Source organism: Heliobacterium mobile, from assembly GCF_009720735.1.
Classification (GTDB): Bacteria; Bacillota; Desulfitobacteriia; order Heliobacteriales; family Heliobacteriaceae; genus Heliobacterium; species Heliobacterium mobile.
Map to the genome: position 1 here is coordinate 102,599 of NZ_WNKU01000008.1, position 24,998 is coordinate 127,596.

25 protein-coding genes and 1 other annotated feature are annotated in these 24,998 nt (G+C 50.7%); of the genes, 8 read left to right on the forward strand and 17 right to left on the reverse strand.

The features are described from left to right. Window position 1 precedes the first annotated feature (1 nt). Both GJ688_RS08945 and GJ688_RS08950 read left to right on the forward strand, forming a co-directional pair. Window positions 2–361, forward strand: coding sequence for a DUF1634 domain-containing protein (locus GJ688_RS08945; protein WP_155476210.1), 360 nt, complete (start codon window positions 2–4; stop codon window positions 359–361). 282 nt (window positions 362–643) lie between these two features. Next, a complete protein-coding gene (locus GJ688_RS08950; protein ID WP_155476211.1) occupies window positions 644–1,444 on the forward strand; it encodes a sulfite exporter TauE/SafE family protein in 801 nt (266 codons plus the stop codon). A 66-nt stretch (window positions 1,445–1,510) separates the two neighbouring features. On the opposite strand, the gene pyk is transcribed toward GJ688_RS08950, so the two are convergent. The 13 genes from pyk to GJ688_RS09015 form a co-directional block, all read right to left on the reverse strand. Next, complete coding sequence (gene pyk, locus GJ688_RS08955) at window positions 1,511–3,307, reverse strand: pyruvate kinase (protein WP_155476212.1); 1,797 nt, start codon at window positions 3,305–3,307, stop codon at window positions 1,511–1,513. A gap of 176 nt (window positions 3,308–3,483) precedes the next feature. Beyond that, complete coding sequence (locus GJ688_RS08960; RefSeq protein WP_155476213.1) at window positions 3,484–3,678, reverse strand: hypothetical protein; 195 nt, start codon at window positions 3,676–3,678, stop codon at window positions 3,484–3,486. Window positions 3,679–3,711: 33 nt separating this feature from the next. Continuing rightward, a complete protein-coding gene (gene pfkA / locus GJ688_RS08965; RefSeq protein WP_155476214.1) occupies window positions 3,712–4,701 on the reverse strand; it encodes a 6-phosphofructokinase in 990 nt (329 codons plus the stop codon). A gap of 98 nt (window positions 4,702–4,799) precedes the next feature. Then, window positions 4,800–5,774 (reverse strand): acetyl-CoA carboxylase carboxyl transferase subunit alpha, encoded by a 975-nt coding sequence (gene accA, locus GJ688_RS08970; protein WP_207708786.1) that lies wholly within the window; start codon window positions 5,772–5,774, stop codon window positions 4,800–4,802. Beyond that, window positions 5,774–6,565: an acetyl-CoA carboxylase, carboxyltransferase subunit beta gene (gene accD / locus GJ688_RS08975; RefSeq protein WP_407928947.1), complete on the reverse strand. Its 792-nt coding sequence runs from the start codon at window positions 6,563–6,565 to the stop codon at window positions 5,774–5,776. The genes accA and accD overlap by 1 nt, the downstream gene beginning before the upstream one ends. 118 nt (window positions 6,566–6,683) lie before the next feature. Continuing rightward, window positions 6,684–6,884, reverse strand: coding sequence for a putative signal transducing protein (locus GJ688_RS08980; RefSeq protein WP_155476216.1), 201 nt, complete (start codon window positions 6,882–6,884; stop codon window positions 6,684–6,686). 26 nt (window positions 6,885–6,910) lie between these two features. Then, window positions 6,911–7,144 carry a trp RNA-binding attenuation protein MtrB gene (gene mtrB, locus GJ688_RS08985; protein WP_155476217.1) on the reverse strand — a complete coding sequence of 78 codons (234 nt, stop codon included), beginning with the start codon at window positions 7,142–7,144 and terminating at the stop codon, window positions 6,911–6,913. 145 nt (window positions 7,145–7,289) lie between these two features. Further along, on the reverse strand, window positions 7,290–10,913 hold the full coding sequence (locus GJ688_RS08990; protein WP_328597343.1) for a DNA polymerase III subunit alpha: 3,624 nt from the start codon (window positions 10,911–10,913) through the stop codon (window positions 7,290–7,292). Window positions 10,914–10,948: 35 nt separating this feature from the next. Then, complete coding sequence (locus GJ688_RS08995; protein ID WP_155476218.1) at window positions 10,949–11,461, reverse strand: YbaK/EbsC family protein; 513 nt, start codon at window positions 11,459–11,461, stop codon at window positions 10,949–10,951. A 120-nt stretch (window positions 11,462–11,581) separates the two neighbouring features. After that, the gene (locus GJ688_RS09000) at window positions 11,582–12,577 is read right to left on the reverse strand and encodes an MBL fold metallo-hydrolase (RefSeq protein ID WP_155476219.1); all 996 of its coding nucleotides are present in this window, start codon (window positions 12,575–12,577) and stop codon (window positions 11,582–11,584) included. A gap of 167 nt (window positions 12,578–12,744) precedes the next feature. Then, on the reverse strand, window positions 12,745–13,281 hold the full coding sequence (locus GJ688_RS09005; RefSeq protein ID WP_155476220.1) for a hypothetical protein: 537 nt from the start codon (window positions 13,279–13,281) through the stop codon (window positions 12,745–12,747). A 73-nt stretch (window positions 13,282–13,354) separates the two neighbouring features. Continuing rightward, window positions 13,355–14,581, reverse strand: a complete 1,227-nt coding sequence (gene hydF, locus GJ688_RS09010) for a [FeFe] hydrogenase H-cluster maturation GTPase HydF (RefSeq protein WP_155476221.1) — start codon at window positions 14,579–14,581, stop codon at window positions 13,355–13,357. Further along, a complete protein-coding gene (locus tag GJ688_RS09015; protein WP_155476222.1) occupies window positions 14,581–16,008 on the reverse strand; it encodes an aspartate ammonia-lyase in 1,428 nt (475 codons plus the stop codon). The genes hydF and GJ688_RS09015 overlap by 1 nt, the downstream gene beginning before the upstream one ends. A gap of 295 nt (window positions 16,009–16,303) precedes the next feature. Between GJ688_RS09015 and tatA the strand changes: the two genes are divergently transcribed. The 3 genes from tatA to GJ688_RS09030 all read left to right on the forward strand — a co-directional run bounded on the left by tatA (window position 16,304) and on the right by GJ688_RS09030 (window position 17,318). Beyond that, window positions 16,304–16,483 carry a twin-arginine translocase TatA/TatE family subunit gene (tatA, locus tag GJ688_RS09020; RefSeq protein WP_155476223.1) on the forward strand — a complete coding sequence of 60 codons (180 nt, stop codon included), beginning with the start codon at window positions 16,304–16,306 and terminating at the stop codon, window positions 16,481–16,483. Window positions 16,484–16,525: 42 nt separating this feature from the next. Next, window positions 16,526–17,020 carry a GNAT family N-acetyltransferase gene (locus tag GJ688_RS09025; protein ID WP_155476224.1) on the forward strand — a complete coding sequence of 165 codons (495 nt, stop codon included), beginning with the start codon at window positions 16,526–16,528 and terminating at the stop codon, window positions 17,018–17,020. A 121-nt stretch (window positions 17,021–17,141) separates the two neighbouring features. After that, window positions 17,142–17,318: a hypothetical protein gene (locus tag GJ688_RS09030; RefSeq protein ID WP_155476225.1), complete on the forward strand. Its 177-nt coding sequence runs from the start codon at window positions 17,142–17,144 to the stop codon at window positions 17,316–17,318. Between the two features lie 133 nt (window positions 17,319–17,451). Here GJ688_RS09030 and mntR read toward each other — a convergent pair whose 3' ends face one another. Beyond that, on the reverse strand, window positions 17,452–17,937 hold the full coding sequence (gene mntR / locus GJ688_RS09035; RefSeq protein ID WP_155476265.1) for a transcriptional regulator MntR: 486 nt from the start codon (window positions 17,935–17,937) through the stop codon (window positions 17,452–17,454). Between the two features lie 332 nt (window positions 17,938–18,269). Here mntR and GJ688_RS09040 point away from each other — a divergent pair, with 332 nt between their 5' ends. The 3 genes from GJ688_RS09040 to GJ688_RS09050 are packed head-to-tail and all read left to right on the forward strand — an operon-like array spanning window position 18,270 to window position 20,704. Then, window positions 18,270–18,506 carry a FeoA family protein gene (locus GJ688_RS09040; protein ID WP_155476226.1) on the forward strand — a complete coding sequence of 79 codons (237 nt, stop codon included), beginning with the start codon at window positions 18,270–18,272 and terminating at the stop codon, window positions 18,504–18,506. 15 nt (window positions 18,507–18,521) lie between these two features. Then, window positions 18,522–19,331 (forward strand): FeoB small GTPase domain-containing protein, encoded by an 810-nt coding sequence (locus GJ688_RS09045; RefSeq protein ID WP_155476227.1) that lies wholly within the window; start codon window positions 18,522–18,524, stop codon window positions 19,329–19,331. Continuing rightward, a complete protein-coding gene (locus GJ688_RS09050) occupies window positions 19,319–20,704 on the forward strand; it encodes a nucleoside recognition domain-containing protein (RefSeq protein WP_155476228.1) in 1,386 nt (461 codons plus the stop codon). The genes GJ688_RS09045 and GJ688_RS09050 overlap by 13 nt, the downstream gene beginning before the upstream one ends. 442 nt (window positions 20,705–21,146) lie before the next feature. Here the strand turns inward: GJ688_RS09050 and GJ688_RS09055 are convergent, their stop codons facing one another. From GJ688_RS09055 to metX, 3 genes are all read right to left on the reverse strand, one after another. Continuing rightward, complete coding sequence (locus tag GJ688_RS09055; RefSeq protein ID WP_207708787.1) at window positions 21,147–22,823, reverse strand: AMP-binding protein; 1,677 nt, start codon at window positions 22,821–22,823, stop codon at window positions 21,147–21,149. Window positions 22,824–22,885: 62 nt separating this feature from the next. Further along, window positions 22,886–23,150 (reverse strand) — a binding site (T-box leader). 183 nt (window positions 23,151–23,333) lie between these two features. After that, window positions 23,334–23,639 carry a hypothetical protein gene (locus GJ688_RS09060; RefSeq protein ID WP_155476229.1) on the reverse strand — a complete coding sequence of 102 codons (306 nt, stop codon included), beginning with the start codon at window positions 23,637–23,639 and terminating at the stop codon, window positions 23,334–23,336. A gap of 167 nt (window positions 23,640–23,806) precedes the next feature. Beyond that, complete coding sequence (gene metX / locus GJ688_RS09065) at window positions 23,807–24,982, reverse strand: homoserine O-acetyltransferase MetX (RefSeq protein WP_155476230.1); 1,176 nt, start codon at window positions 24,980–24,982, stop codon at window positions 23,807–23,809. Window positions 24,983–24,998 lie beyond the last annotated feature (16 nt).

Genomic DNA, 24,998 nt, shown 5'->3' on the forward strand with positions numbered 1-24,998 from the left:
GATGGGCGTAGATGAAAAGGTCCCCCGCGATTTAGAACTGTTGATCAGCAATACATTGCGCTTCGGACTTACCGCTTGCGGGATCATCACCTTAGCTGGGCTTTTGCTTTTCCACGTAGCTCCCGGTGGAATCTCTCTTCAATTCCCGACAACCTTATTCGGCATCTGGCAAGCCTTATTATCACTTCAGCCTTACGGCATCATCGATTTGGGGCTGATCATACTCATCGTCACGCCTGTTTTTCGGGTGGCTGCCTCCGTATTCATGTTTCTGCGGGAACGGGATTATACATTCGTCACGATTACACTTTTTGTACTCACGATGTTGATCGTCAGCTTTGTTTTAGGTAAAGCAGGATAGCACAATAACCTTGTACTAAAAAGCAGCTACCTTGTCCGTCATCGTCCCAGTCTATGATGCAACCGAATAAATCACCCTACATAATCTTCTACTTAATTAGCCTGTAAATGGTGCTTTCACCATTTACAGGCTCTCTATGTTTTAAAGGCACTATTTTGGGAAAGCTGATGAATGATCGAAGCGTTCCCTGTTGAGATATTGTATACATTTTTGCAAAGCAGGTAAACGAAGGGGAATCAGCCAACATAAATATCATTCAATATACACAATAGGAGATCGTTAATGGACTATCTATGGCTTACTCTTTCTGGTTTACTGGCCGGTACCCTCGGGGCTCTGGTAGGGGTCGGCGGTGGATTTATCATCGTACCGGTTCTGCTTATTGGATTTGACTATCCCCATACCTGGACTGTGGCGACTTCCCTCTCCTTTATCTTTATCAATTCTCTGATCAGCGCCTATAACTATTCACGGCAAAAACGTGTCGATTTTGCCACAGCCATTCCTTTTTCGCTCAGCACAATCCCCGGCGCTGTGGCTGGTACTTACCTGGTTCCCTATTTTTCCGGTGAGGCTTTTGACAAGGCCTTTGGGATCTTGCTCATCTCTGTGTCTCTGTTCATGTTGTTTCGCCCCCAAGGTCAATCGAAAGATCGAACTCCCAACTGGATGGGGCGTAAAGTGAGTCGAAAGTTTACCGATAGCCATGGAGTAACCCATGAATACAGCTTCAGCCTTGGTTTTGGCATCTTGCTCAGTTTCTTTGTCGGCTTCCTCTCGAGCATCTTCGGTATTGGCGGCGGGATTATCCATGTACCGGCTATGACCATGCTGATGGGTTTTCCGCCTCACATCGCCACAGCTACATCTATGTTTATTCTTACCGTATCTTCTTTTGCTGGAACGTTGCCCCACCTTATCCACGGGGATGTACAACTAGGTGCTTCGGCCGCACTGGCCCTAGGCGCTATCGGCGGTGCCCAGCTCGGTACTCATATAGCGCCGCGCTTAAAGGGCAGACGGTTGATGCAGGTTTTTGCAGTTATCATGTTTTTTGTCGCCTTAAAACTGTTATGGCACTAATAAAAGGGATTTGGACGAAAAAGAGGAACCCTGCGTGCGGTTCCTCTTTTTTCATTCTTTATTCATTTACAACACTCTCGCCGCACCTTCGTATATGAGCCCCCGTTCTGCATCAAGGGTTACGGTCATGTCATCATTCAAGACCTTTAAGGCTTCGTTGACACCGACGATGACCGGAAGGTTGTAGTTGAGACCGACGATAGCACTATGGGATGTGAGACCGCCCTCCACAGTGATGATACCACCGCACCGTTCAATCGCCTCGATATATTCCCGGTCGGTACCTTGGGCCACGATGATATCGCCCGGCTTCACCTTAGCTAAGTCGGAATAAGATCGGATGATGCGAACGGTTCCGATGGAAGTCTGCCTACCAATGCCTGCGCCTTGAGCGATCACCGTGCCGGCTACATGTACCTTTAAAAGATTGGTTGTACCCGATACGCCTACGGGCACACCAGCCGTCAGGACGATAAGATCGCCTGAACTGATCCGTTTTTCTGCCAAGGCCTGATCGATGGCTTCGCCCATCATCTCATCAGTGCCTTCAACCATGCGAATTTTCATCGGTTCTACGCCCCAAACGACAGCCATTTGACGCATCACAGTGTCTTCGGGTGTAGCGGCGATGATGGGACAATGGGGCCGATATCGTGAAACCATTCGGCCCGTCGAGCCGGACTTAGTCAGGGTGATGATGGCCTTGGCACCGAGATCGGAAGCGATCGAGCAGGTCGCATGGCTGATGGAGTCAGTGATGGAACCTAACCCGGCCTTGCGATGGCGATCGAGTCCTTCCTCATGGCGGAGCGCTTGTTCTGTGCGCCTGGCGATGCGGGCCATCATCTGTACCGCTTCAACAGGGTATTTTCCGGCTGCTGTCTCTCCGGAGAGCATGATCGCGTCGGTACCATCGAAGATAGCGTTCGTCACGTCGGTCGCTTCGGCCCGGGTGGGGCGAGGGTTTCGGATCATCGAATCGAGCATCTGGGTGGCCGTAATGACAGGCTTGCCGACAATGTTACACTTTTCAATGATCATCTTCTGAACGAGCGGTACGTCTTCTGTGGGAATGGCGACGCCTAAGTCTCCTCGAGCGACCATGATCCCATCGGACACCGCTAGGATTTCGTCGATATTGTCTACGCCTTGATGATTCTCAATCTTGGCGATCAGTTGCATCGAAGCGCCTCGATCTTCTAGGATCTTGCGTATGCCCAAAACATCAGAAGCGTCCCGTACAAAGGAGATGGCTACAAAATCGATATTCTGCTTGATGCCAAATTCCAGATCTTTTACTTCTTTTTCGCTGATGGCAGGCATGCGCAGCGCCACACCGGGAACACTGACCCCTTTCCGGTTGCTCACATCGCCTCCGTTTTTAACGACGCACCGGATTTCACTGTTTTGCACGGTTGTAACTTCCAATTCAATATTCCCATCGTCAATCAACACTCGAGCGCCCTTATGAATATCCTGCACCAATCCATGATAACTGACAGGCAAACGAGAGGCGGTGCCAGCCGTCCCATCGTCAGGATAGAGGGTCACCTCACTTCCCTCGTCGAGGTTCACCTTTCCTCCGGCCACTTGGCCTAAACGAATCTCCGGCCCTTTTGTGTCGAGCAAAAGAGCGATCGGTTGACCAGTCTGACGGGCTGCCTCACGAACGACAGCGATACGGGATGCATGTTCTTCATAAGTGCCATGGGAAAAGTTGAGTCGGGCCACCCGCATTCCAGCTTGGATCATGGCGTTCAAGATAGACGGTTCGGAACTGGCCGGTCCAACGGTGCATACGATTTTTGTTCGCGGTGCCTTGCTTTGGGGCTGAAGTTCTCCCTCAGACAGGGGATAGTTCATAAGGGACCTCCTGCTCTAAAGCGCCGAAGGGCGCCTTTTTTCCTGCATTCATTTCTTCAGCCTTTTCCAGGCTTCCTTCCCAATTTGTTTAAGTTCTCTTAAAATAATTTGCATGATACCAAAAATTACTTTTTGACAGAGTTTGAATAACTGGTTTGGTCCTCGTTATATGATTTTTATCCTTTTGATCGTTCTCGATCGGCGGGACTCCGAGTGACGATCAGATAGACGAACCACGCAACACCGCCGATTAAAAACAAGGAGCCCCATTTTTGATGATAGCCGAAAAGCAAGGCTCCTACCAGCAGGAGTATCGTCGCCGCTCCAATCTGGCCGCCGCGCACTTTAGCCCAGTTTTGATCGGAAAACACGTCATCTCACCTCGACGGTAGTTTTCCCCCGGGCTAAATAGACAGTATTCCTGCGAGTTGGTAGAGTTCTTGGTCGAGACCATGGCGCTCTGTCATCGCTTTGTCGAGATCGACTTCGACCAACTCACCTCGTCGAACACCGAGCATGAGTCCGCTTTTGCCCGCCAACAATAGATCAACAGCCCGTGAGCCCATCTGCGAGGCCCAGATCCGGTCTGTGGCCGTCGGGCTGCCTCCTCGTTGGATATGCCCTAAGATGGTGACCCGCGTCTCTAACCCGGTCTTCTGCTCAATTTGCTTACCTAACTCAACAGCACTGCCTACCCCTTCGGCGACTAAGATGATGGAGTGAAGTTTCCCGCGGTTATGGCCGCGCATCAACCGGGCGCAGACTACATCTAGATCAAAAGGTACTTCTGGAACCAGGATGGACTCGGCTCCACCAGCCAAACCGGAAAGCAGGGCGATATGTCCAGCTCTTCGCCCCATCACTTCGATCACGTTCGTGCGATCATGGGATGTAGCGGTGTCGCGAATCTTATTGATGGCGTCGAGTACGGTGTTGACAGCGGTGTCGAAACCGATAGTGTAATCAGTTCCGGGGATATCGTTGTCGATGGTTCCGGGGATACCGATGACCGAGATGCCATGGCGCATGAGCGCTTGGGCGCCTCGAAATGATCCGTCTCCGCCGATCACTACGAGTCCATCAATGCCGGCCTCCTGCAGACGGCGAACTCCTCGCTCTTGCCCTTCCGACTCGTAGAACTCTTTACAGCGGGCGGTACGCAATAGGGTTCCACCCCGGTGGATGATATCTCCAACGGAGCCTAGATCCATGGGCTTCATTTCTCCGGCGAGCAGACCAGCATAGCCCCGCATGATACCAGAGATTTTTACCTTTCGATAGATAGCCATCCGCACGACAGCCCGAACACAAGCGTTCATGCCGGGCGCATCGCCGCCTGAGGTGAGCACTCCAATATGTTGAACCAACCCTATCCCTCCTGCGAAAACTTGCATCCTCGATTAGGGTATCCGAAAGGATTCTATTCCACAAGGAAAAATAAAAAACGCCACCTCTTCAAAAGAGAGATGGCGTTCCAGTTCCTTACATATCCTTAAAAAGCTTCTTGCGCTGTTTCGATGGTGTGTAATCCTAAGTTGCGGTATTTTTCATAGCGCTTCTGAACCAGTTCTTCCTTGGAAAGGGAGAGCAGTTGCTCCAGTTCGGCAGCAAAAGCGTCAGCCAGTTCTTTTGCGGTTCCAGCAGGGTTTCTGTGGGCGCCGCCGGAAGGCTCAGGAACGATGCGGTCGATCAGTTGCAGTTCTTTCAGCCGTTCTGCCGTAATCCCCATAGCTGCTGCGGCTGTCGGCGCTAATCCGGCATCTTTGAAGAGGATCGATGCCGCCGATTCGGGAGATGCCACCGAGTAGACAGCGTGTTCCATCATCATGACCCGGTCAGCCACACCGAGAGCCAAAGCGCCGCCGCTGCCACCTTCACCGATGATGACAGAGATGATCGGTACAGTGAATCCAGCCATCTCGAAGAGGTTACGGGCAATAGCTTCCGCTTGGCCCCGCTCTTCGGCGCCAATCCCACAGTAGGCGCCTGGCGTATCGATGAAGCAGAAGATGGGCCGGTTGAACTTGGCCGCCTGCCGCATGAGACGCAGTGCTTTGCGGTAGCCTTCGGGGTGAGGCATGCCAAAGTTACGGTAGATGTTTTCTTTAGTGTCTTTTCCTTTAACATGACCGATGACAGTGACCGGGCGGCCTTGAAAACGGCCTACCCCGCCAAGGATCGCCGGATCATCACCGTAGAGACGATCGCCTTTTAATTCGAAGAAGTCTTGAATCATGAGGCGTATGTACTCGACAGTGTTGGGTCGATCAGGGTGACGAGCCAATTGGGCTTGCTGCCAAGGTGTCAGATCCCGGTAAATTTTCTGGCGAAGTTCTTCGGCCTTCATTTCCAGTGTTGCGATCTCGCTGCTGAAATCGAGTCCTTTCTCCTGGGAGAAAGTGCGAAGCTCGTTGATTTTCGTTTCTAGTTCAAATAAAGGTTTTTCAAATTCCAACGGCAGTGCCATTAGCTATTCACCCCCCCAGCCATGGGCATATGCAATGAAAGCAGTGTAGCCAGTTGCGCTTTCATCTTCGGACGTTCAATGATGATGTCGACCATACCGTGTTTTTGTAGAAATTCAGAACGCTGGAATCCAGCGGGAAGTTTCTGACGGATCGTCTGCTCGATAACCCGTGGACCGGTAAAGCCGATCAATGCTCCCGGTTCGGCGATGATCAGGTCGCCAAGCATGGCAAAGCTGGCCGTCACGCCACCGGTAGTGGGATCGGTCAGCACGGAGAAAAAGGGCAGTCCTGCCTCAGAAAGACGAGTCAATGCGGCACTGGTGCGAGCCATCTGCATGAGCGACAATACGCCTTCTTGCATGCGAGCTCCGCCAGAAGCGGAGAAGAGAATGAGGGGCCAGCCCTTTTCCAAGGCTTTTTCGGCGGCACGAACGATCTTCTCGCCGACAACGGCACCCATGGAGGCCATGATAAACCGGGAATCCATGGCACCGATGGCCACGGGGATACCATGAATATCGCCTTGTCCCGTGATGATGGCTTCCGCCATTGACGTATCACTCTGACACTTCTGAATTTTCTGGGCATAACCAGGGAAGCGGAGCGGATCTTTCGTGACCAGCTCCTTATCCCATTCGATAAAAGTACCCTCGTCGATCAGCGAATCAATACGTTCCTTCGCTGTCATGCGATAATGGTATCCACATCTACAAACTTTCAGGTTTTTTTCCAATTCTTTAACTAAAAAGATCTGTTGACACTGCTTGCACTTGACCCACAAGCCATCCATTTCTTTCATCGCGCCCCTTTTTTGCAAACTGGAACGGTATCGTTGTTTTCTTCCTACGCTGGAAAAGCAGCCAGCGGCGTGATGGTGTTTGTGGGCAAAACGCAGGGAGATGTATCTATTATCCTCCCAATGCCCCGCTTAGAATCTCATGGGCTTCTTCGGCTTCCGATTCCGGCACCAGGATCTCGACCGAACCGGAATCTCCAAGATGAGGCACCCCAACAGGTCGTAACATGACGAGGAGTCCTTCACTCGTCAGCACGTTTTTTAGCATTTCGGCAGTAGTGCGATTGGGTGCGATGTAAACAACAGTCCACAAAGGGATTCACCTCTCTTGCGTTCCGGCTAGATTCCGGCTTCAATTTCTCCATGTTTGGTTAAGATACTGGCACGGCCACGGATCTTTATAGCCGATGTGTGTTCAGTAAACTGCGCAAAAAGGACTTCGCCTTTGTCCAGCTTTTCGGAGTGATGGAATTTCGTATCCTTCCCCCGTGTAAGTCCGATGATGGTTACTCCGTTTTCTAGTGCTTTGATGACGATGTAATCGCCGCTGATTGCCATTTCCTTGTCCAACATGGGAACACACCTTCCCCTACGAGTATGTCAAGATACGTTGATGCCAGATTGGTCCATGCCGAATGAGATCCATATCGAAATAAGGATAACACAATTTTGATGAATGATGCAAATAGTAACCACTTTGTACCTTAGATTTCTTGTCTCATTTAGTCGACATGACTGGACATCCAAAAAACCGCTGTAATTCTTCGTGCAGACTGGCTGTTGGCTGCACATTGTAACAGGGATCGAGTATAAAAGCTCGCCGATCCGATAAAAAACAGACTTGAACTGGAGTGTTTCCCCGGTATTTCTGTAAAATTTGGAGCATCACCTGTATAGAGGCCTTTTCGGTGGAAGGGATGGGTACTTTTAGGATGACTTGTCTCGGGCTCAATGTGGCCTTTTGGGGTTCTGCCGTCGCGCTGATCTGCTCGGACGCCTTTTGAGCAGCTTGGACAAAGGGGATGCTGTCGCCTTGACTTGCCGCCGCAGAAGCTTCTTCTGGATTGACTGGTGTCAGCCGCTCACAGAAGATTTTTTTATTTTCTTCTTCGTAATGAATTTTTCCTTCTAAAAGTACGATGCTATCATCACGAATTTTATCGGTAAACCGTTCATAGGCTCGTGGGAACAGGAGAATGTCCACACTTCCGCCCCAATCTTCCAAAGTGAAATAGGCCATCAGTTCCCCACGTTTCGTCGTGGTTCGCCGTAACGAGTGAATGACTCCGGCAAGGATCACTTTTTGCTGATCCATGTCCGGCTGGATCTGGGCGATCGGCATGGAGATGCGCTGTTCGAGAAAAGGACGAACTTCTTCCAGCGGGTGACCGCTGAAGTAGAGTCCTAAAAGTTCCTTTTCCATCGTCAAGATGTCCCGGTGGGGAAAGTCGGCCACCTCGGGAAGAGGCACCGCTGTTTCGGCTCCTCCCTGCCCTTGCCCCGGTTCACCGGCATCTTCTCCACCGAATTCGAAAAGGTTCATCTGTCCCGTCGCTAAATCCCGCTGACGGCGGGCAGCCACCTCAAGGCACTTGTCCAAAATCTGGAGCAAGGGGCGCCGCGTGCCAAGGGAACTCATCGCACCAGCCTTGATTAGGCTTTCCAATACGCGTCGGTTTACTTGCCGGCTGTCGACACGAGTGCAGAAGTCATCAAGGGATGTAAATCGCCCTCCCGTTTCCCGGGCCAGTAAGATGGACTCAATGGCGCCGCGGCCTACGTTTTTCACGGCAGCGAGACCGAAGCGGATCTGCAGGGCCTTTGTCTCGTTATCGGCGACGACCGAGAAATCCGTTTCTGAAGCGTTCACATCGGGCGGCAAGACGCGAATGTGCATGCGCTGGCATTCATCGATATACTGGGCCACTTTTTCCGTCTGATCAGCGACACTCGTCAACAGGCCAGCCATAAACTCGACGGGGTAGTTCGCTTTAAGAAAGGCTGTTTGGTAGGCGATCAAGGCGTAGGCAGCCGAGTGGCTCTTGTTGAAGCCGTACCCGGCAAAAAACTCTATGAGATCGAAAATTTGACCTGCCGTTTTCTCAGACACCTGATGAGCGACAGCGCCTTCGACAAACTGTTGCCGGAGTCCAGCGATGACTTCCGGTTTTTTCTTCCCCATGGCCCGCCGCAACATATCGGCTTCCCCCAAGGTGAAACCGGCTAAGTCGCTGGCGATGCGCATGACCTGCTCTTGGTAAAGAATGACGCCGTAGGTGTCTTTTAAGATCGGTTCTAGGTTCGGGTGAAGATATTCGACGGTCGTCTGCCCGTGCTTACGGCGGATAAAATCTTCCACCATGCCCGACTGTAAAGGACCGGGACGGTAGAGGGCGACTAATGCGACGATATCGTCAAAGCTGTTTGGTTTTAAGTCCCGCAAAATCGCCCGGAGACCGGAGCTTTCTAACTGGAAGACGCCGAGGCTGTCGGCCCGGCTGAGCAGTTGATAGGCTTTCGGATCATCTAATGGCAGGTCTTTGAGCAGGATCTCCTTGCCTTGGGACTTTTTGATCTTATCCAAGACGTCGCCGATGAGGGTGAGCGTCTTCAGTCCCAATAGGTCCATCTTGAGCAAACCGATTTCTTCGACGGTGTCTTTCGCGAACTGAGTGGTGACGCCGTTTTCAGTACCTCGCGTGACCGGCAGGTACTCGTTCAACGGCGCCGGAGCGATCACCACGCCGGCAGCGTGTGTGGAAGCGTGGCGGGGCATACCTTCGATCGCCTGGGCCGTGGAGATCAGGTTATCGATGCGCGGATCTTCCCGCAAAGCCTGTAGCTCTGGACTCATTTCGAGAGCTTTGTCGATCGTCATCCCTAGTTCTGTCGGGATCGCTTTAGCCACCTTGTCCACATCAGCCAGCGGAAGGTTTAGAGCCCGGCCTACGTCTCGGATGGCCGCCCGAGCAGCCATCGTTCCAAAGGTGATGATCTGGGCGACCCGATTAGACCCGTATTTTTGCACCACATAGTCGATGACTTCACCGCGCCGCACGAAGTCGAAGTCGATATCAATATCGGGCATGCTGACCCGCTCGGGGTTCAGGAATCGTTCAAAAAGCAGATTATATTCGATGGGATCGATATCGGTGATCCCGAGAACGTAAGAGACGAGACTGCCTGCAGCAGAGCCGCGGCCTGGACCGACGAGGATACCATGATCGCGGGCAAATCTGCAGAAGTCTTGTACGATCAAAAAGTAGCCGGCAAAACCCATGCGGCAGATGGTCTGCAGTTCAAAGGCTAAGCGCTGTCGATAATGGTGTCTCTCAGCGATACCGCGCCAGGCCATTCCTTTTTTGCAAAGAAAAACGAGGTATTGTTCGGTCTCCCCCCATGGCGCCCCCGGCCAGGGAGAGGCAGTGTTTTCCAGCTGCCAGCGGCGAAAAGCCGGATCTTCGGGAATCGGAAAGGCCGGCAGGTGATGAGCGCCGAAGTTAAATTCGACGTTGCACGCTTCAGCGATGGACAAGGTGTTGTTGAGCGCAGATGGATACTCACCGAACAGGGCAGCCATTTCTCTGGCACTTTTCAGATAGAACTCAGCCCCGTCGAAACGCATCCGGTCCGTGTCCTGCAGCGTTTTACCCATTTGGATGCACATGAGCACATCCTGAATATGGGCATCCTGACGTTCCACATAATGAACGTCATTGGTGGCCACCAGACCTAAGTTTAAGTCTGAGGCGAGTTGAATGAGGTTTTTATTCGCCCGCTTCTGTTCCGGGATGTCATGATCCTGCAGTTCGATGAAATAATTATCGTGCCCAAAGATGTCCCGGTACATACCGGCCCGCTCCCTCGCCGCGGCCTCCTGGCTGTCGAGCAGCAGTCGAGGAATTTCTCCGGCTAGACAAGCACTGAGGGCAATCAGCCCCTTGCTGTGCTTAGCCAGCCGTTCATGGTCGACCCTGGGTTTATAATAGAAGCCTTCCAGAAAAGCTTGGGAGACTAGGGTCATCAGGTTGCGGTATCCTTCTTGATCCTTCGCCAACAGGACCAGGTGGCTCTGTTCGCTGTCTTTTTGGGGATCCCGATCGAACATCGTCCGGGAAGCTACATAGACTTCACAGCCGATGATGGGTTTGATCCCTTTGGCTTTACACTTTTTATAAAAGTCGATCACACCATACATGACCCCGTGATCGGTGATGGCTAAGGCCGGCATATTCAGTTCGACGGCCCGTTCCACCAGCTTGCCGATGCGGGCTGCCCCGTCGAGCAAGCTGTACTCAGTATGGACGTGTAGGTGCACAAATGACTGGGGCAGGGTGGTCACCACCTTAGAACATTTTAATGGCGTTACCTGGAAAGTTACCCATCGATATACTCTGTAAGGTCTACTTCTTCCCCGCCCGTGATGGTCGCCAACTGGTCTACGGTGATCGGCAAAGCTGAATTAGCGGTGCCAGCGGCGATGTAGACGACAGGAAAACGGCGTAAACTTTCGTCGATGAAGATACGCATCGGTGATGGAAGGGCGAAGGGGCACACACCGCCGACGGGATAGCCTGTATATTGCATGGCTTTGTCAGGGTCGACGAATTTGGGTTTGCCGCCAGCTACGACTTTCAGTTTTTTTATGTTGACCCGGACATCGCCGCTGGTGACAACGAGAACCGGTTCTTCTTTGATTTGGAAGCAAATAGTTTTGGCGATAGCTCCCACTTCTACACCGACAGCCTGAGCAGCTAGAAGGGAGCTGGAGGTGGAAACATCAAAGAGCATCGGTTTTAAACCGAGTTGAAAAGCATCGAGATATCGGCAGACCCGCTCATAAGCGGATTCGCTTTGCTGGGCCTGTTCCTCTGATGAAACGATAACCATGAAGTGCCTCCCGATCTGTTTCGTGGATCACGAATTTCTGTTTCATTTCACTTCAATCATTTTTGACTGGTAAGCAGAACAACAAACATTATATAGTCAAATGACGTCGAATCCAATTGATCACTTGGGCAAAATAAGGTCCTTTAGTTGCTCCTGTATTCCCTTATTGCCGGGGTCACTGTTCTTCGCTGAAAAAAGTGTATAATGGTCGCCAGCGGAATGGACGACGTTGATTTGCCTCAACATGTCCAAACAGCCTAATGTTTTACTCATCACCATATAGGCTTCCCGGTCGATATGCAGCGGGTAAAGCTGTTGGGAGATCTGCAGCAGCGACCCCTCGCCGATGTCCCTTAATATTTCGTAGACGTCCACTGTTTTTTGTAGGAAATGTTCGCAAATGGCATCGACGACAGCGGGTAAGTCCTCAAAGGGCTCACCATGGGCAGGAAATACTTTATCTACTCTTAGACCTCTCAGTTTATGAAGGCTTTCCAGATAGATAGGCAGTGTAGGCACCCGTTCCCCTTCCACATGATAGATAAAAGGATTAGGCACCACTTTTTGCATGAGCGTGTCGCCGGAAAAAAGCCAGCCTGTTCCCTTTTCCCGGAGCACCACATGGCCGAGTGAATGACCTGGGGAGAAATGAATCTCAAAGTTCATTTCTCCAGTGCTGATCATTTCATCATCATCGACAGGAGTAAAGGTGACTCCAAAGGGTCGGTAGGATGATGGAATCCATCGACTCGGATCAATTCTTCGCGAATCCCATGTGGCAGGAAGATCCCAGCCACAGAAGACTTTTTGTGCTTTTTCACTTCTCGTTCGCTGTAAGTAGAGTTCCAATGGGTGCATATGTATGGGAATACCGGCTTCGGCGGCGATGACCTGAGCCAGTCCAAAATGGTCGGGATGAAAATGGGTGACAACGATCCCCTTGAGATCTCGAAATTCATAGCCTAAAGCCTTAAGTTTCTCCCTCAGTATAGTTCGGGCTCCTTCGTCGGGCGGCCCTGCATCGATCAGCATGGGTCGTTCGTCTTCCACAAAGTATACGTTGACGTCCCCGATCTGGTACGGTGTAGGCAAGGTAATCGGCACGATTCTAGCCAAGTGAGCTCCACTCCTTTTGTAAGTTAAGGACTTCGACCTTCACCTCAAAAGTCCTACATGTAAAGAAAAAGCCGACTTTCGCATAAGTTTACCTTTAGTGTTGCATTTTAGAATAAAAAAACCGCTATCTCCCGAGTAAAGGAGTGCGGTCTAGGAATACTTTCCCACTATCTTGCTCGCCTTACATCCTCCAACTGGATTTCTTGCTCAATGGACCGAATAGACAGTCTTTCGCTAATCCGAACTAAACGACCATAATTTTCTGCTAGTCGATTTATCTCCTGTTTTATTTCTTTTGTTTCGTTCTGCACTCTACCAACATTTTCTCCCATATCAGACATTTCTTTCTTTAAAACAAAAAGATCCTTCTTTATGTTCGAAACTTCGTTATTAACAGCGGAGACATCTATTTTGACCTGGGAAAATTCCCTTTTTACATCTACCTTGAGGTCAGAAAGTTCTTTTTTGACGTCAGAAACCTCTTTCTTAACGTCAGAAACTTCTTTCTTAACGTCAGAGACCTCTTTCTTAGTGTCAGAAAGCTCTTTCTTAACGTCGGAAACCTCTTTTCTGATGTCAAAAACTTCTTTCTTTACATCAAACAGATCTTTTTGCATATCAGCTACCATCGTATTTGTATTACCAACAATTCGGATAAGATCAACCATTAAGGTCTCTAATCTTTCTAGACGGTCTTGGTTCACAAGCATCCCCCCTTTTACGTCTATCCAAGCAAAATTAACCTTATAAGAATTATAAGGTGTAAATATTTGTAAATCAATTATCCTTTAGCACTTCTTGTAGTTCCGGAAACGGTGACAAAGCTCGCTGTAAGATGCCATGAATGTGAGCGATACAAACGCCATAATTGACGATCGGTACCCCTGCTTCCTGAGCCCGCATGATTCGTGACAACATTTCCCTACGGTTGATCGTACAGGCACCGCAGTGAACGATCAGCTTGAATTCTTCTATGTTCTCAGGAAAGCGGGGACCGCTGCACCATTGAAAATCGAGATCACCGCCTACGCTTTGTCGGAGCCAGCGAGGGATTTTCACTTTGCCGATATCATCTTCCATGCGGTGATGGGAGCAAGCCTCAGCGAGCAGCACCTTGTCTCCCGGTTTAAGCTCGTCGATAGCTTTGGCACCGGCGACAAGCGTCGCCAAGTCTCCTTTATTGCGGGCGAAAAGAATCGAGAATGATGTGAGGGGCACATCGAGTGGCGTGTCGGCATCGGCCTTCAAAAAAGCTTGAGAATCGGTGATGACTAAGTCGGGCTTTTTATTCAGGGTACTGATGGACGCTTTCAGCTCTCGCTCCTTGACGACATAAGCCATAGCGTCATGATCTAGGATGTCCCGGATGGTTTGAACCTGCGGCAAGATGAGCCTTCCTTTCGGAGCGGCCAAATCGACAGGTACCACCAGTACGACAGTATCTCCCTCTCTGACCAGATCGCCTACCAAAGTCTGATCATCCCACTGAGACGGTGCGTTTCGGACGATGGCGATCTTTAAATCACCAATTCCCTGGTGCGTTTTTGCACTGACAAGAACAGGGTCGGTCTCAAGACGAGTTATAACCTCTTCCAGAAAAGACGTGGGTACTGGATGAGCATCCGCTTTGTTGAGTACGACCAGCAGCGGTAATTTTTTCTCGCGGCAACGGCGGGCCAAATCCATTTCATATTCACTGATACCAGTTCCGCTATCCATGACCAGCAAAACCATGTCCGCTTTGTTGAGCACATCAATGGAACGCTGAACCCGCAAGGCTCCGAGTTCTCCCTCATCATCGATGCCAGCGGTATCGATAAATACGACTGGTCCTAAGGGCAGCAGTTCCATGGCTTTATAGACTGGATCGGTCGTCGTCCCCGGTACATCAGAGACGACGGCGATGTCCTGGTTGGTCAGGGCGTTGATTAAGCTCGACTTTCCGGCATTGCGGCGCCCGAAAATTGCGATGTGAAGCCGATTCGCTCGCGGCGTTTCATTCATTATTTTGTTCCGTCCTTTCTCCCTTGATTTTTCCGATTTCCGACTACACCTGGCCGGCACAGCTCGGCAGCCCGAAGCAACCGTTCCAATTCTTCCGCTTCAAAGACTCCCGATTCGAGGACCACCTCTCGTACAGGACGGTTTTCGGCGAGGGCTTTTTTTGCCAGGGAAGCAGCACGATCATAACCTAGCAACGGAGCCAACGCCGTAATCAGACTTACGCTATGATGTAAATATTCGAGACAACGGTTTTCATCCGCTTCAATACCTCGGATGCATCGTTCCACCAGAAGCTTCAAGGCTCGGGTCAGCATCTTCATAGCAGGCAGTAGGTTGAAAGCCACCATCGGCAGGAAGGCGTTCAGTTCCAGTTGTCCTGCCTGGGCTGCCAAGGTGATGGCCAAATCATGGGCCATCACCTGATAGGCGACTTGATTGACCATCTCCGGCATGACCGGATTGACTTTTCCCGGCATAATGGACGACCCGGCCTGTAACGGCGGGAGTCGAATTTCCCCGAGTCCCGCTCGTGGACCAGAAGCAAGCAGACGTAAGTCCGATGATAGCTTCGCTAAGGTTACCGCATGGGCTTTGAGCAGGCCTGAAGTTTCTACAAAAACATCAGCATTTTGTGTCCCGTCAATCATATTCTCATTTCGAGCCAGCCCTAGGCCTGTCAAGGCACGAAGACGTTCGATGACCATGTATATATAACGGCGGTCAGCGTTAACACCGGTACCGACAGCAGTTCCGCCTAAGTTGACTTGCCGCAGGCGCTCTTCCATTTTATATAAGCGCCAGCGATCTCGAGCGATCGCTTCGGCCCAGGCAGAAAACTCTTGTCCTAACGTCACCGGTACGGCATCTTGCAGTTCTGTCCGCCCTACTTTTAAGACACCAGCGAATTGGGACTCCTTTTCCTGTAGCGCTCCCTGCAAGGTCGCACACATTTCCGACAAGGGAGTGAGCAACCGGATCGCAGCGATACGCAGGGCTGTCGGGTAGACGTCGTTCGTCGACTGTGACATGTTGACATGATTCAGCGGGTGAACCAGATCGTAATCGCCTTTCTCACCCCCGAGAATCTCGATAGCCCGATTGGCGATAACCTCATTCAGATTCATATTGGTAGACGTGCCGGCACCGCCCTGTAAGGCGTCAACGATAAACTGATCGGTCCATTCCCCTTCGGCCACTTCAGCGGCAGCCTGGATGATCCCATTGCCCCGGCGTTCATCGAGAAAACCGAGTTGTAAGTTCGTCTCTGCGGCCGCTTGTTTCACCAAGGCCATCGCTTTGATCAATTCAGGATGGACTGACTGTCCGGAGACATGAAAATTTTCGGCCGCTCTGGCCGTATGAATTCCATAATAGGCTTTATTGGGAATTTCCTTCTCCCCAATAGCATCTTTTTCACGGCGATACATTTCCCATCCCCCAAAAAGAAAGCAACCCCTTGGCAAAGGGGTCATTACATTCAGTATACCGTTCTTTGATAATTCATCGCAACTGTTGCCTTTGTGTCTGACTTAGGCTTCCCTGAACCGGCCTTGAATTATCGTCTCTATCCCCATGTGACAAAAGCCCCATCTTTTTTTCGTTGACAAATGTCTATCCAAAAACTATTCTTGCCTTAGATGTGAAAATTTCCGGTGAAGGCTGTAAGCTTATAGGAATATATGAAGAAACAGAACCGGCCGAAATACTAGGGGGGTATGAAAAATGTTCAATATCGGTGTACCCGAAATGTTGCTCATCCTTTTCGTTGCACTTATCGTCTTTGGTCCTGGCAAACTGCCCGAACTAGGCCGCAGCCTCGGTAAGTCCATCAATGAGTTTAAAAAAGCTACTTCCGACGTCAAGTCAACCTTACAAGAGCTCGACACGAAAAAAGATGCCTAATTCACTTCATGACGAAACGTTCTTACTGGGAGGCCAACCCTGTTGCAGCATCGTGATGCTTTGATCTCTGATCTTCCTGCGATTATCGAGATTTACAATTCTACCGTACCTGGACGGATGGTCACGGCTGATACAGAGCCCGTTTCCCTAGAGAGCCGTCTCCAGTGGTTCCATGAACATGGCCCCCATAAGCATCCCCTCTGGGTCGTTGAAAAAGAGGAGACCATCGCTGGTTGGCTCAGTTTCCAACCCTTTTATGGACGTCCCGCCTACAGCGCTACAGCGGAGTTGAGCATCTATATCGACGAAAGGTACCGCCGGCATGGGTTCGGCCGTTACCTCATCCAACAAGCGATGGAGGAAGCTCCCCGGTTAGGACTGCGCACCTTATTGGGTTTTATCTTCGCCCACAACCAACCTAGTGTTCAACTTTTCCAAGCCTATGGCTTTCAACAGTGGGGTCATCTTCCCAAAGTGGCCGAACTGGACGGCGTTGAACGAGACTTATTGATTTACGGGTTACGAATATGCCCGTGAAACTTACCGGGAAGCACTAGAATTATAAAATAGAGAATGATTAGAAAGACCCGTCTCTCTTATAAAGAGGCGGGTCTTTTTTTGTCGTCTATCGTCTCATACTAAAGCTGGAGGTGATGAAATGAAGGACGAGGAAAAACCTTTGACTTCCGATGATGATCGCAGAGAATTTATGGAATCAGCCGCTCAGCTCCCAAAGGCTCATATCGATATGGTGGTCCGTTCCAATATGGGAGTTCTCCCGACTCCCCTTTACCCCGCCGTACCTGATGAGAAAAGGGAAAGAGATACAGACTAAAAACCACTCCGGGTAATTTTTATCGCTAATGTTGCCATTCTCAAATTTTAAAAAAGACGATAAAGAGCAGGACGAAACACAGGCTTTACTCCGAACAGCCTGTGTTTCGTCCTCTTCATTTTATGACTCTGATTTAGGCCGAACTACAGGGATACTTTTTTCTACGATACTCCTCATACTCCCGAAGAATCTCCGGGCGGGCTTTGAAAAAATGCAAGAAATCAGCGAGACAGGCTAGTGTCTTCTCACTGACCGTATGTTCAATCTTTTCCGTTTCCTGCAGGACATCGTCAGGCAGGCCGATCGTCCGCAAAAAATCTTCAATCATATTATGGCGCTTAATCAAAAATCGTCCCGCTTCCCGACCTTTCTCACTGAGCACGATAATTCCATAGCGCTCGTAGTTCACCCAACCGGCCTCTGAAAGCTTTTGTACCATTTTCGTGGCCGACGGCGGCTGCACATTTAAAGCGGCGGCGAGGTCGTTGATCCGAGTGAAACCTTGTTGGTCCTGGCAAAGCCGGTAAATCATCTCTAAATAATCTTCCATGGACGCCGTCAGGGAGGTCTCTTCTTTTTTCATGTATTCTCGAAAGGTATAGAACTCATCGCCTGACAAGAGATCCACCTCCCTTCCCTCACAAGAAAAACCTTTTACTTCAGTTTATTTTCGCCCGTTGAAAAGATGCTCGCTGACAAGCACCTCTGATATATATCCCCATATGTTATAGCGAGCTAAAACCCTTAGGGGAGGGTAACGGTTCGCAGCATTTACCAGGCCCGTCAAGAAATCTACATTTTCATTCAGGCTTATGACCGGCTGCTCCACCCCGAGGAGATCGGCGGAATGGGATAAAATTGAAAGCGGCCTTTGCCGATCCTGTTATCACCAACAAAAGGGCCTGCTGGCTGCCAACACTGCACCGGGAGGCTTGGATAAGGAGGAACATCATGAACAGTGCTCTGCCTCTTTCTCAGATGCCTGTCGGCCATAAGGCCCGGGTCGTAACCCTTATGCTCGACGGTTTTTCACGTCGCCGCATCCTTGACATGGGACTCATCCCCGGTACAGTAGTGGAAGTGCTTCGCCGGAGCCCTTTAGGCGATCCGACGGCGTATCGCATCCGGGGATCTGTCATCGGCCTGCGTAAAGAAGAAGCCTCCCGTATCATCGTGGAGAATCAATAAAAAGAGGTGTTTTCAATGGGAGATGTCTGCCATACTTGCACTGCTTGCGGGATAACGAAAGCCCGTTCTCTACGAACACAATACAACGTTCATAAAAATTCAGAGAATGACCTAGTCATCGCCTTAGCGGGCAACCCCAATGTCGGGAAAAGTACCATTTTCAACACCTTGACAGGACTGCGGCAGCATACAGGCAACTGGCCTGGGAAAACGGTTACACAAGCACAAGGTAACTTTCAGCATCGAGGACGGAATTTCATCCTTGTCGACTTGCCGGGGACTTACTCCTTGCTGTCGAACTCCCTCGATGAGGAGGTGGCCCGCGACTTTATCTGTTTTGGTCAACCGGACGCCACGATCGTCGTCGTCGATGCCACCTGTTTAGCCCGTAATTTGAATCTCGTCTTGCAAGTTTTAGAAATCACACCAAAGGCTGTTCTCTCTGTCAATTTAATGGATGAAGCCAAAAGTAAAGGAATCCATGTCGATTTGGACACCTTATCACGGAAACTAGGTGTCCCTGTCGTGGGAACAACAGCCCGCACCGGCGCCGGCTTAGATGAATTGAAAGAAAAAGTCTTCCAGATTGCCCATGGATACGAAGAAACAAAGCCGATTTCCGTCGTCTATGATCCAGAAGTAGATGAAGTGGTACAGCAATTGCTGCCCAAAGTGAGGCCTCTGCTCTATGGGTTAAACCTTAACCCCTACTGGGTGGCGATGCGTCTACTCGATGGAGATGAATCGTTCTTACAAAGCCTGACCCGGTACACCCAACGGGGAGAGCTCTGGCAAGAAGGAGACATGGCCCTATGTCCACAATGACACCCTTTCACTCGCTCGCTCAGGAAGCCCGCCAGCAAATGGACTCTAAACTGGCGGACCGGATGGTAGAAAACATTTACCGGCAGGCGGAACTCATCGCCCAGGAAACGGTTCATGTCGATTCCCAAAAGGGACGCAAGTGGGACCGGTGGGTCGATGATCTGCTCACCTCCCGCTGGCTTGGCTACCCGATTATGCTGGGAGTGCTGAGCGTCATCTTCTGGCTCACCATTGAAGGAGCCAATGTTCCTTCGGCCATCATCGCCGATGGGCTCTTTTGGGGGCAGGATCGATTGTCAGCCTTGTTCCTTGCTGCCGGCTCTCCCGCCTGGCTTCATGGTTTTCTGGTGGAAGGAGTCTACCGCAGTTTGGCTTGGGTCGTGTCCGTTATGCTGCCGCCGATGGCGATCTTTTTCCCGCTCTTTACAATGCTCGAAGACTTGGGATACCTGCCAAGGGTCGCCTTCAACTTAGACCGCCTGTTCCGTTTGGCGGGAGCCCACGGAAAACAAGCGCTCACCATGAGTATGGGCTTTGGCTGTAACGCAGCCGGTGTCGTCGCCTGCCGGATTATCGATTCACCGCGGGAAAAGCTGATCGCCGCCTTAACGAACAACTTTGTTCCCTGCAACGGCCGCTTCCCCACCCTCATTGCCATCGCTTCGATCCTGACAGGCGGATTCCTTGGGGTAACCTGGGGCACTGGTATGGCCGCACCGGTCGTATCGTCACTCGTCGTCGGCGGCGTCGCTGTCACCCTTTTCGTCTCCTGGGCTCTGTCTAAAACCCTGTTGAAAGGGCAGCCATCATCATTTACCTTAGAAATGCCGCCCCTGCGCCGACCTCAAATCAGCCGAATCATCGTTACCTCGATCTTTGACCGTACCCTTTTCGTACTGTGGCGGGCCGTCATCGTCGCCGCACCTGCCGGCGGCATCATCTGGCTGCTGGCCAATATCTCTATCGGTGAACAGAGCATTCTGGCCGTGATGGCCGGTTATCTCCATCCACTCGGCGTGGCATTAGGTATGGATGGGTATATCCTGCTCGCATTCATCCTGGGATTGCCGGCCAATGAGATCGTCCTGCCCATCTTGATCATGAGCTATTTAGCCGGAGGCAGCCTGATCGAGTTAGACAGCATCGAAGAACTGGCTCAACTGTTCACCAGCCACGGCTGGACCTGGCTGACAGCCGTAAACGTCATGCTCTTCTCTCTGCTTCACTTTCCTTGTGGGACGACGCTGCTGACGATGCGCAAAGAAACAGGGACCTGGCGCTGGCCCATCCTTTCAGCCGTCATGAACACCGTGCTCGCTGGAGTCGTCTGTTTTATCGTGGCCCAAGGAGCCTACTTCTTGAACCTGGTTTAATCAAACCATTAATCATATATCATTATTGCGAATCGGAGGCATATAGAATGCCGCCGTTTTTCTTTTCGTAAAATACGGAAAGCGAGATCTTGGATCAGCAAACAGCATCTTACGCGATCGAAGATACTGCAGGTTGAACACAAGGTCTCGCTTCCAAAGCATCCGCCTGGCTAAGCCGGGCCTTTGGCCAGTATATCGATCTTATGTCCGGTTTTCCGGCAGCTACTCCCCTTTGTTTATCTCATACTACCTTATGCTATTTCGTAGAAACGGTGCTCCCCAAGCATGAACGCTATCTCGTTAGCCAATTACCAGGCATTATCGGATTAACTGCTCGGCAATGCCTTATAGCTCGATGAAAAAGGCCTTTTCCCTAATATTAAGGAAAAAGGCCCGAGAAAAATGTCGAAACTTACGAAAGAATGTTCAACAATACAATAGGTTATGCCGTCTCTATATTTGCCGCATCCTCCAATCCGAGTTCACGGATATAGGTCTCCTGCAGCTTAAACTTCTGAATCTTCCCAGAAGCGGTCATCGGAAAACTGTCGACGAACCGGAAATACTTCGGAATCTTGTAGCGAGCGATTTTTCCTCGGCAGTACGTGCGGAGCTCTTCTTCGGTCACTGTCTCGTTTTCTTTCACGATGACGCAGGCTAAGGCTTCTTCTCCATACTTAGGGTCAGGCACGCCGATGATTTGTACATCTTTTACTTTCGGATGGGTGTAGAGGAATTCCTCCACTTCGCGAGGGTAGATGTTTTCTCCGCCTCGGATGATCATATCTTTCGCGCGGCCTGTGATGCGACAATAGCCTTGCTCGTCCATCGTCGCCAAGTCCCCCGTGTGGAGCCAGCCTTCATCGTCGATGGCTGCAGCCGTGGCTTCTTCGTTTTTGTAATACCCCTTCATAACACCAAAGCCTCGGGCCCACAGTTCGCCCTGTACCCCTCTGGGAACTTCCAGACCTGTATCCGGTTGGACGATTTTCACTTCCACATGGGGAAGTTGCCTACCCACCGTACAGACCCGACGCTCTAAACTGTCTTCCGGGGTCGTCTGGGTGAGCACCGGTGCAGACTCTGTCTGTCCATAAGCGATGGTAATTTCCCGGATGCCCATCCGATTGACCACTTTGCGCATGACCTCGATGGGACAAGGTGAGCCCGCCATGATGCCCGTGCGCAGCGATGAGAGATCATACTTGTCAAAGTCAGGATGATCCAGTTCAGCGATGAACATGGTTGGAACGCCATAGAGGGCGGTGCACTTTTCGCGTTCAATCGCCTCCAAAACAGCCTGAGCCGAAAAGTATTCTAAAGGAACCATCGTCGCCCCCTTGGTGACACAAGCGAGCGTACTCATCACACAACCAAAGCAGTGAAAGAGCGGGACCGGGAAGCAGAGCCGGTCATCAGCGGTCCAGCGCTGGCAGTCTGAGACCATATTCGCGTTATTGATGATATTGTAGTGAGTGAGCATAACACCTTTGGGAAAGCCTGTCGTACCTGAGGTATATTGCATGTTGATGACGTCATCATAATGCAAAGATCGTTGTCGATCGGCCAAGGCCTCATCGGAGATGCTCTCGCCCATGTTCAGCAGGTCTTGCCAACTGAACATACCGGGGTGTTTTTCCTCAGGATTACGGCCGATGAAGATGACGTTTTTTAATTTGGGCATCCAGGAACAATGAAACTTTCCCGGTTCAACGTCTTTCAATCCCGGGAACAGTTCATATACGGTTTCGACAAAGTTATTCTCCCGAAAGCCCTCGATCAACAGCAGGGTCGTCGAATCAGATTGGCGCAGCAGGTACTCCAATTCAAAGGACCGATAGTTCGTGTTGACGGTGACCAAAACCGCCCCCATTTTGGCGCTGCCGAACTGCGTTTCAATCCATTCGGGGTAGTTTGTCGCCCAGATCGCGATATGCTCACCTTTATCAATCCCTAAGGCCATGAGACCCTTGGCGACCTGGTTTGCTTTCTCCCGAAACTGGCTATAGCTCAGCCGGAGATTGCGGTAGTCGGTGTACACAAGGGCGTCTTTGTCAGGGTAAAGATCGGCCTTCTCATCCAGCAGGTCCCCGATGGTGATCTTCAGCAATTCCGTCAAGGGTCTTCACTCCTTCATCCGACCATAGCATAATTAAACAAAAAACCCCCTTCGCCTCAACGAAATGAGACGAAGGGGGTTGCCTCCGTGGTACCACTCAAATTAACGACACAGTTATGCCGTTCACTCCATAGGATACGGGAACTAGATTCGTTCCGATATCCCCTTCCTTGTAACGGTGGAAGTCTCCGTCCGAGCCTACTGTCGTCACGCGAGTTCGGTCGGCAACTCAAGGGAGAGTTCAGTTTCTGCATCGACCGCTTCACACCATCCAGCGATTCTCTGATTCCAGCAAGAACACTTACTATTCCCTATCATCGTTATTTTCACATATTATTGAATATACTAGCAACCGCAAAAAGGGATGTCAATCCATGAAATCACAGGAAATCATAATTTCTCGAAAACTTTCAGTGATTAGATTTTAATTAAACAATGGTTACTCAAATATGTATAATCTAAACTCTGTGACTTGTCAAGAAGGTTTTCCGAGGAATTGGTCCCTTTAGCTCAGAACTTTCGGGCGCCGGAACCTACCCAATGCAACCACAACCCGATAACGAGCAAGTATCCGAAGAAATAGGCCATTCCGTAGCGATCGGGAATCCATAATCCTGCCACGGCAATAGCCAAAGAGGCAGCGCTCATGGTGAGAAAATGCAGCCCCACCCAACGGGCGAGTCCCGCCCGATCCTTGGCCTCAGCAGAACCAGCGATCCACTCGAGCTTCCCCTTCCACCAGATGACGTGCCCCCATGCAAAGAAAAAGGCCATATTCAACAGTGGGAGCAGGATATTGACCTTTATCGCTGCCACCCCCCCAGTACGATTTATCTTCTTTAAAATAGAATATTATCCGAACCTCGTAGATAGTACGATATTTGGAAAAAATTTACCAAAAAATAACGCCCCAAAAAGGGCGTCATTTCTCAATACTATTTACCATCCCGGCGCGTGTTTCGAGCCTAGAAAAACTAGATAGGTTAAAGTCCTCTTTTACGCGCCAGCTCCTGAACATAGGATGCCACTACAGGACGCATCTTTTCAAATTCAATCAAGAAGGCATCATGACCGTGAGGGCTTTTCAACTCCCAGTATTCCGCTTGACCCTTTGCTTTTTTCATGATTTCGGCCATCTCTACCATGTACAGAGGCGGATAGAGCCAGTCCGAGTCTACTCCGATGAAGTATGTTTGGGCTTGGATCGACGCTAAAGCGGCTTCATAACCGCCATGACCTCGGCCGATATCGTGGAGATCCATCGCCTTACATAAGAGGATATAGGTGTTCGCATCAAAGCGTTCAACTAGCTTTTCTCCTTGATAATGGAGATAGCTTTCAATCTCAAAGCGGTTTTCAAAGTTATAGTAAGCTTCCGGGTAATGGTTCGTCATGCGCCGCCCAAATCGGGCCGTGAACAATTCATCACTCCGATAGGTGACCATACCCAGCATACGGGCAATGCTGAGACCCGCCGCTGGTCCGGTTCCTGGGTAGTAGTCACCCCGATTCCAGGCAGGATCGAGCATGATCGTCTGGCGCATAATCTCGTTAAAGGCAATATTCTGGGCGGTCATACGTCCTGATGTAGCGATCGGCATGAGTCCGTCCATCATCTCCGGAAATGTTACGCCCCATTCCAAGACCTGCATCCCACCCATCGATCCACCCGCGACCAGTAGGAGATGATCGATGCCCAAATGGCGTATCAATTCACGTTGCACCCGGACCATGTCCTTGATGGTGTAGACGGGAAAATCCATTCCAAAAGGCTTTCCCGTAGTAGGATTAAGGCTGGTCGGACCCGTTGTTCCCCGGCAGCCGCCCAATACGTTAGAACAGATCATATAAAATCGGTTCGTATCAAAGGGCTTCCCAGGGCCGATGAGGTCGTCCCACCAGCCGGGAGCTTTGTCAGCGGGAGCGTTTTTTCCCGCCGCGTGGTGGTCCATGGTCAATGCATGGACGATGAGGATCGCGTTGGATCGGTCGGCGTTTAAGGTGCCGTAAGTTTCATAGACGATATCAATCGGCCCAAGCCGCTGTCCCGACTCCAGCACAAATTCATTAGGGGGTTGCCCGAAAGTAAAGATCCGGGGTTGGGTGATCACTTCCCCGTATGTTCCGGTCCCTGGGCTGTATGGCGACTTGTTACTCATTCTTCAACCGCCTTTT